Source organism: Streptomyces pseudogriseolus, assembly GCA_002154585.1.
Lineage (GTDB): Bacteria > Actinomycetota > Actinomycetes > Streptomycetales > Streptomycetaceae > Streptomyces > Streptomyces pseudogriseolus.
The window spans coordinates 357-7,818 of record MUNG01000312.1 but is presented as its reverse complement, the minus strand read 5'-3'; the positions used below and the strand labels follow the sequence as shown (position 1 = coordinate 7,818).

Below are 7,462 nucleotides of genomic sequence, written 5' to 3'. Positions count from 1 at the left end.
CACGGGTCATGCGCGGGCGCGGGCGGCTGGACGGGATGCAGGCGCTCGACGGGTCACGCAAGGTCGTCGTGACCGCCGCCGACGGGAGTGAGGAGACGCTCACGGCGGACGCGGTGCTGATCGCGACCGGCGGGCATCCCCGTGAGCTGCCGGACGCGCAGCCCGACGGGGAGCGGATCCTGAACTGGACCCAGGTGTACGACCTGGACGAGCTCCCCGAGGAGCTCATCGTGGTCGGTTCCGGTGTCACCGGCGCCGAGTTCGCGGGCGCCTACCAGGCGCTCGGGTCCCGGGTCACCCTCGTGTCCTCGCGCGACCGCGTGCTGCCGGGCGAGGACCCGGACGCGGCGGCCGTCCTCGAGGACGTCTTCCGGCGGCGCGGCATGAACGTGATGGCGCGGTCGCGCGCCCAGTCCGCCAAGCGGGTGGGGGACCGGGTCGAGGTCACGCTGGCGGACGGCCGGGTCATCACCGGCACGCACTGTCTGATGGCCGTCGGCGCCATCCCGAACTCCGAGGGCATGGGCCTGGAGGAGGCCGGGGTGCGGCTGCGGGAGTCCGGGCACATCTGGACCGACAAGGTGTCGCGGACCACCGCTCCGGGTGTGTACGCGGCCGGTGACGTCACGGGTGTGTTCGCGCTGGCTTCGGTGGCCGCCATGCAGGGGCGGATCGCCATGTACCACTTCCTCGGTGACGCCGTCGCTCCGCTCAATCTGAAGACCGTCTCGTCGAACGTCTTCACCGACCCCGAGATCGCCACCGTCGGGTACTCGCAGGCCGACGTGGACGGCGGGAAGATCGACGCGCGCGTGGTGAAGCTGCCGCTGCTGCGCAACCCGCGCGCCAAGATGCAGGGCATCCGCGACGGCTTCGTCAAGATCTTCTGCCGTCCGGGCACCGGCATCGTCGTCGGCGGCGTCGTCGTCGCGCCGCGCGCCTCGGAACTCATCCACCCCATCTCGATCGCGGTCGACAACAACCTGACCGTCGAACAGATCGCGAACGCCTTCACGGTGTATCCCTCGCTGTCGGGCTCGATCGCCGAGGTGGCGCGGCAGCTGCACACGCGGAAGGCGGGCGCCGAGGCCTGACCCGGCCCTATACCACTAGCCGTGGGGCCGTGCGAACAACTTCTGCTATTCAGCGCAAACTGCTGAAAGCAGACGGTCGTCGGCGTTACTGTCAGTTTCGTGTTCGCTGCAGAACGTCGCCAATTGATCCTCGAAATGGTGCGAGCGAACGGGGCCGTGTCGCTCCGTGAGCTCGCCCGCGTCGTCCAGACCTCCGAAGTGACCGTACGGCGGGACGTGCGCGCGCTGGAGGCAGAAGGACTCCTCGACCGCCGGCACGGCGGTGCGGTACTGCCGGGCGGTTTCACCCGCGAGTCCGGCTTCCCGCAGAAGTCGCACCTCGCCACCGCCGAGAAGACCGCCATCGCCGACCTCGCCGCGAACTTCGTGGAGGAGGGCGAGGCCATCGTGGTCGGCGCGGGCACCACCACGCAGGAGCTGGCCCGCCGGCTGGCCCGGGTGCCCGGGCTGACGGTCGTCACCAACTCCCTGCTGGTCGCCCAGGCGCTCGCCCACGCCAACCGGGTCGAGGTCGTGATGACCGGCGGCACGCTGCGCGGCTCCAACTACGCCCTCGTCGGCAGCGGCGCCGAGCAGTCCCTCCAGGGGCTGCGGGTGTCCCGGGCCTTCCTCTCGGGCAGCGGCCTGACCGCCGAGCGCGGGCTGTCCACGTCCAACATGCTGTCGGCGTCCGTCGACCGGGCGCTGGTGCAGGCCGCCGCCGAGGTGGTGGTCCTCGCCGACCACACCAAGCTCGGCACCGACACCATGTTCCAGACGGTGCCCACGGATCTGATCACCCGGCTGGTGACCGACGAGCCGCCCGCCCACGACGACCGTGCCGCGACCGAGCTCCAGGCGCTCGCCGACCAGGGCGTGCAGATCGCCGTCGCGGGAGCGCCGGGGGGAAACGCCGGGGCGGGAGGTGACGGCCCCCCGTCCGGGCGCCGGCGCCGTGACGTCCCGCTGCCCGGCCCCCGCCGGCAGGCACCCGGACTGCGTACGGCCGTGGCGCTGGGCGCCGCGTCCGACCAAGGACAGGGCGGTGCCGAGCGGGCCGCCCGGGTGGCCGACCTGCGGCGGCGTTAGAGGCGGTACGACAGCGCCCGGCGTCCCCCCGTGGAGGGCGCCGGGCGCTGTGCCGCCGAGCGGGTGTCAGTCCTTGATCTCGCAGATCGCCGCACCGGACGTGACCGAGGCGCCGATCTCCGCGCTCAGGCCTTTGACGGTGCCGGAGCGGTGGGCGTTGATGGGCTGCTCCATCTTCATCGCCTCCAGGACGACGACCAGGTCGCCCTCCTTGACCTCCTGGCCCTCCTCGACCGCGACCTTGACGATCGTGCCCTGCATCGGGGAGGCGAGGGTGTCGCCGGAGGCCACCGGGCCCGACTTGCGGGCGGCGCGGCGCTTGGGCTTGGCGCCGGCGGCCAGACCCGTGCGGGCCAGGCTCATGCCGAGGGAGGCGGGGAGGGAGACCTCCAGGCGCTTGCCGCCGACCTCGACGACGACCGTCTCACGGCCCGCCTCCTCCTCGGCGTCCGCGTCCACGGCCGAGGCGAAGGGCTTGATGTCGTTGACGAACTCGGTCTCGATCCAGCGGGTGTGGACCGTGAACGGGTCGGTGGAGCCGGTGAGTTCGGGAGCGAAGGCGGGGTCCCTCACCACGGCGCGGTGGAAGGGGATGGCGGTGGCCATGCCCTCCACCGTGAACTCCTCCAGGGCGCGGGCGGCGCGCTGGAGGGCCTGCTCACGGGTGGCGCCGGTGACGATCAGCTTGGCCAGCAGGGAGTCCCACGCCGGGCCGATCACGCTGCCCGACTCCACGCCCGCGTCCAGGCGCACACCGGGGCCGGACGGCGGGGCGAACGTCGTCACGGTGCCGGGGGCGGGCAGGAAGTTGCGCCCGGGGTCCTCGCCGTTGATACGGAACTCGAACGAGTGACCGCGCAGCTCCGGGTCGCCGTAGCCGAGCTCCTCGCCGTCGGCGATGCGGAACATCTCGCGCACCAGGTCGATGCCGGAGACCTCCTCGGTCACCGGGTGCTCCACCTGGAGGCGCGTGTTGACCTCGAGGAAGGAGATCGTGCCGTCGGCGCCGACGAGGAACTCCACGGTGCCCGCGCCGACGTAGCCGGCCTCCTTGAGGATGGCCTTGGACGAGCGGTACAGCTCCTCCACCTGGGCGTCGGAGAGGAACGGCGCCGGGGCCTCCTCGACCAGCTTCTGGTGGCGGCGCTGGAGCGAGCAGTCACGCGTGGAGACCACGACCACGTTGCCGTGGCTGTCGGCCAGGCACTGCGTCTCCACGTGCCGCGGCTTGTCCAGGTAGCGCTCGACGAAGCACTCGCCGCGGCCGAACGCGGCCACCGCCTCGCGCACCGCCGAGTCGTACAGCTCGGGGACCTCCTCCAGCGTGCGGGCGACCTTCAGGCCGCGCCCGCCGCCGCCGAACGCGGCCTTGATGGCGATCGGCAGGCCGTGCTCCTCGGCGAACGCGACGACCTCGTCCGCGCCGGACACCGGGTCGGGCGTGCCCGCCACCAGCGGGGCGCCGGCGCGCTGGGCGATGTGCCGGGCGGCGACCTTGTCACCCAGGTCGCGGATGGCCTGCGGGGGCGGGCCGATCCAGATCAGGCCCGCGTCCAGCACCGCCTGGGCGAACTCGGCGTTCTCCGAGAGGAAGCCGTAGCCGGGGTGGATCGCGTCGGCCCCCGACTCCCGGGCGGCCTTCAGCACCTTGTCGATGTCCAGGTAGCTGGTGGCCGGAGTGTCACCGCCCAGGGCGAACGCCTCATCCGCGGCGCGGACGTGCAGAGCGTCCCGGTCCGGGTCGGCATAGACGGCAACGCTCGCGATTCCGGCATCCCGGCAGGCCCGGGCAACGCGGACAGCGATTTCGCCACGGTTGGCGATGAGCACCTTGCGCACGATTGAGGCTCCCTCCTTGAAACAAGCCGAGTTTAGGGACTGCCGACACGGCACTTCGACCCGTCCCCAGTGGTGAGCTTGCCCACACGGAGCGTGATGCGAGGCTTGCTCGACCCGCGAAATCCCTTGTCGCACCTCGGTACGCAGGACTCCTCCCGGAAACCCTAGCCTTGTCATGTGGTCAAGGTCTCTGTGAGAGCGTGCTGCGGCCCACTTCGTTTCTTTGTGGAGTCCCTACGAATGGCCCAATGATTCTTTGCCCGTCGCACGCCCCTTGTACCGACGTTTACCCGTTAGTAGCCTTCGCGTCGTCCCGAACATACTCGGGGTAACCACAGTCGTGCTCGAAAGTGGGTGGGGGCCGGTGGTCCGCAGACCGGTGGCGTGGATCGTCGCGCTCGTGCTGTTCGCCGAGGCGCTGGGCGTGCTGGCGGTGAACTGGTTCCTGGGGGTCGTCGTCGACCGCCAGGACATGTCCCTCGCCGGTCTCGACCCGGACATGATGTCGGTGTCCTCGAAGATCGGCGGCGTCGTCTTCGGGCTCTACTTCGCCCTGTGCGGCCTGGTGTCCCTGCTGGTCGCCCTGCGCGACCGGGCACCGGCCGGGCTCGGCCGGGTGCTGCTGATCAGCGCCGCCGTGGTGCACGCGCTGCTCGGCGCCTTCGCCTGGGGCCTGATCGGCTGGACGGCGTTCCTCCTCATGGTCGTCGTCCTCGCGCTCATCGTGCTGCTCCTCATGACGTACGACGGCCGGCCGGAGAAGCCCGTCGATCCCGCCGGGCCCGCCGACTCCGGGACGCCGCCGCCCCTCAGTCCTCCCGCGGCGCCCACAGCTCCGTGATGCCGACGCCCAGCTCGGCCAGCAGGCGGCGTACCAGCGGCAGGCTGATGCCGATCACGTTGCCGTGGTCGCCGTCGATGCCGTCGATGAACGGCGCCGACCGGCCGTCCAGGGTGAACGCCCCCGCCACGTGCAGCGGTTCACCGGAGGCCACGTAGGCCGCGATCTCCTCGTCGGAGGGCTCACCGAAACGGACCACCGTGGAGGCGGTGGCGGAGACGTAGCGGCCGCTGAGGGTGTCGTAGACGCAGTGGCCGGTCTGCAGCGTCCCCGCGCGGCCGCGCATCGCCGTCCAGCGCGCGGTGGCCTCCGCGGCGTCCTTCGGCTTGCCGAGGGCCTCGCCGTCCAGCTCCAGCACCGAGTCGCATCCGATCACCAGCGCGCCCTTCACCTCGGGCTTCGCGGCGACCACGGACGCCTTGGCCTCGGCCAGGGCCAGCGCCAGCTCGGCGGGGGTGGGAGCGGTGACGGCATCCTCGTCGACCCCGCTGACGATCACCTCGGGCGCCAGCCCGGCCTGGCGGAGCAGCCCGAGCCGGGCGGGGGACTGGGAGGCGAGCACGAGGCGGCGGCGCGGGTGATCTGTCATGCGGTCAGCGTATCGGCGTCCTCCGGACGGCTCATCTCGCGGTGGAGGCGCGGCGGGGTCTCACCTCACGCCGATCACCAGCATCGTCAGGATCATGGCCAGGGCCACGAGAACGCCCAGCCGCCGCAGCATGTTCTGCGTGTCACGCAGTTCCTTCGGCGGCTCGTTCTCGGGGTCGGACCACAGCATTCCTCCAGCGTGCGGCGGAGCCGGCGGAGGGCGCCTGAGTACGCGTACTCAACTTGGTGGGGGACCCTCCGGTTGGCCGAGGTCGGTGGGGGACATGCGGGACGGGCCGTACGCGGGGGCGTACGGCCCGTCGGGGATCGCAGAGGTCAGCCGCCCGGCCAGTACGTCCGTGACCACGACGCCGGGCCCGGCTGGGGCACCCGGCGGGCGGCGATGCGGGACGGGTCCGACCAGGCGTCGCGGACCGTGGGCGCGCCGGACGGCAGGGCGGCCGCCGCCGCGGCGCGCGCCCTGACCACCGCCAGTGCGGCGGCCAGCTCCTCCGGGGTCGGGTTGCCCCGTACGACCTTGATCGTCACAGCGGCTCCTTACAGGGGGATGTTGCCGTGCTTCTTCGGGGGCAGGCTCTCGCGCTTGGTCCGCAGCTGACGCAGACCGCGCACGATGTGACGGCGGGTGTCGGACGGCATGATCACCGCGTCCACGTAGCCGCGCTCGGCCGCGACGTACGGGTTGAGGAGCGTGTCCTCGTACTCCCGCATCAGCCGGGCGCGGGTGGCCTCCGGGTCGTCCGACTCGGCGATGGTGCGGCGGTGCAGGATGTTGACGGCGCCCTGCGCGCCCATCACCGCGATCTGGGCGGTGGGCCAGGCCAGGTTGAGGTCGGCGCCCAGGTGCTTGGAGCCCATGACGTCGTACGCGCCGCCGAACGCCTTGCGGGTGATCACCGTGATGAGCGGGACGGTGGCCTCCGCGTAGGCGTAGATCAGCTTGGCGCCGCGCCGGATGATGCCGTCGTGCTCCTGGTCCACGCCGGGCAGGAAGCCGGGGACGTCGACGAAGGTCAGCACCGGGATGTTGAAGGCGTCGCAGGTCCGCACGAAGCGGGCCGCCTTCTCGGACGCGGTGATGTCCAGGCAGCCGGCGAACTGCATCGGCTGGTTGGCGACGATGCCGACGGGGCGGCCCTCGACCCGGCCGTACCCGGTGAGGATGTTCGGCGCGAACATCGGCTGCGTCTCGAAGAACTCCGCGTCGTCGAGGACGTGCTCGATGACCGTGTGCATGTCGTACGGCTGGTTCGCCGAGTCCGGGACGATCGTGTCGAGTTCGCGGTCCTCGTCGGTGACCGTGAGGTCGGCCTCCTCGGGGAAGGCCGGGGGCTCCGAGAGGTTGTTGGACGGCAGGTAGGACAGCAGCTGCTTGACGTACTCGATCGCGTCCTTCTCGTCGCCGGCCATGTGGTGGGCCACGCCCGAGGTGGAGTTGTGCGTGCGGGCGCCGCCCAGCTCCTCGAAGCCGACGTCCTCGCCGGTCACCGTCTTGATGACGTCCGGTCCCGTGATGAACATGTGGGACGTCTGGTCGACCATGATGGTGAAGTCGGTGATCGCGGGGGAGTAGACCGCGCCGCCCGCGCAGGGGCCGACCACCAGGCTGATCTGCGGGATCACGCCGGAGGCGTGCGTGTTGCGGCGGAAGATCTCCCCGTACGCGCCGAGGGAGGCCACGCCCTCCTGGATGCGGGCGCCACCGGAGTCGTTGATGCCGATGACGGGACAGCCGGTTTTGAGGGCGAAGTCCATCACCTTGACGATCTTCTGGCCGTAGACCTCGCCGAGGGCTCCGCCGAAGACGGTGAAATCCTGCGAGAAGACGGCGACCGGGCGGCCGTCGACCGTGCCGTAGCCGGTGACGACGCCGTCGCCGTAGGGGCGGTTGGCGTCGAGGCCGAAGTTGGTGGAGCGGTGCCGGGCGAACTCGTCCAGTTCGACGAAGGAGCCCTCGTCGAGCAGGAGGTCGATACGCTCACGGGCCGTCAGCTTGCCCTTGGCGTGCTGC

8 protein-coding genes are annotated in these 7,462 nt (G+C 71.3%); 3 read left to right on the top strand and 5 right to left on the bottom strand.

The window, feature by feature from the left end; all coding sequences use genetic code 11:
• Together CCN29_RS25095 and CCN29_RS25090 are read left to right on the top strand one after the other, a co-directional pair.
• The coding region (locus tag CCN29_RS25095; protein ID WP_442538485.1) for an NAD(P)H-quinone dehydrogenase at positions 1-1,094 on the top strand (1,094 nt) is incomplete at its 5' end.
• Between the two features lie 135 nt (positions 1,095-1,229).
• Positions 1,230-2,162 carry a DeoR/GlpR family DNA-binding transcription regulator gene (locus tag CCN29_RS25090; RefSeq protein ID WP_006132173.1) on the top strand — a complete coding sequence of 311 codons (933 nt, stop codon included), beginning with the start codon at positions 1,230-1,232 and terminating at the stop codon, positions 2,160-2,162.
• 66 nt (positions 2,163-2,228) lie between these two features.
• Here the strand turns inward: CCN29_RS25090 and CCN29_RS25085 are convergent, their stop codons facing one another.
• Positions 2,229-4,001, bottom strand: a complete 1,773-nt coding sequence (locus CCN29_RS25085) for an acetyl/propionyl/methylcrotonyl-CoA carboxylase subunit alpha (protein ID WP_006132172.1) — start codon at positions 3,999-4,001, stop codon at positions 2,229-2,231.
• A gap of 364 nt (positions 4,002-4,365) precedes the next feature.
• Between CCN29_RS25085 and CCN29_RS25080 the strand changes: the two genes are divergently transcribed.
• Positions 4,366-4,842: a hypothetical protein gene (locus CCN29_RS25080; protein ID WP_228730851.1), complete on the top strand. Its 477-nt coding sequence runs from the start codon at positions 4,366-4,368 to the stop codon at positions 4,840-4,842.
• Here CCN29_RS25080 and CCN29_RS25075 read toward each other — a convergent pair.
• The 4 genes from CCN29_RS25075 to CCN29_RS25060 all read right to left on the bottom strand — a co-directional run.
• Entirely contained in the window at positions 4,811-5,431 is a 621-nt protein-coding gene (locus tag CCN29_RS25075; RefSeq protein ID WP_006132170.1) for a Maf family protein, read from the bottom strand. The genes CCN29_RS25080 and CCN29_RS25075 overlap by 32 nt on opposite strands.
• 60 nt (positions 5,432-5,491) lie before the next feature.
• Entirely contained in the window at positions 5,492-5,620 is a 129-nt protein-coding gene (gene mmpB, locus CCN29_RS36210) for a morphogenic membrane protein MmpB (protein ID WP_006132169.1), read from the bottom strand.
• 146 nt (positions 5,621-5,766) lie between these two features.
• Positions 5,767-5,979 carry an acyl-CoA carboxylase epsilon subunit gene (locus tag CCN29_RS25065; protein WP_006132168.1) on the bottom strand — a complete coding sequence of 71 codons (213 nt, stop codon included), beginning with the start codon at positions 5,977-5,979 and terminating at the stop codon, positions 5,767-5,769.
• A 9-nt stretch (positions 5,980-5,988) separates the two neighbouring features.
• Positions 5,989-7,462, bottom strand: a 1,474-nt coding sequence (locus CCN29_RS25060) for an acyl-CoA carboxylase subunit beta (protein ID WP_086684633.1), incomplete at its 5' end; no start/stop codon positions are given.

What these genes read in the sequence shown, in the direction of transcription:
- mmpB (WP_006132169.1), bottom strand. Translation starts at nt 5,620, where the DNA reads ATGCTGTGGTCCGACCCCGAGAACGAGCCGCCGAAGGAACTGCGTGAC.
- CCN29_RS25075 (WP_006132170.1), bottom strand. Translation starts at nt 5,431, where the DNA reads ATGACAGATCACCCGCGCCGCCGCCTCGTGCTCGCCTCCCAGTCCCCC.
- CCN29_RS25090 (WP_006132173.1), top strand. Translation starts at nt 1,230, where the DNA reads ATGGTGCGAGCGAACGGGGCCGTGTCGCTCCGTGAGCTCGCCCGCGTC.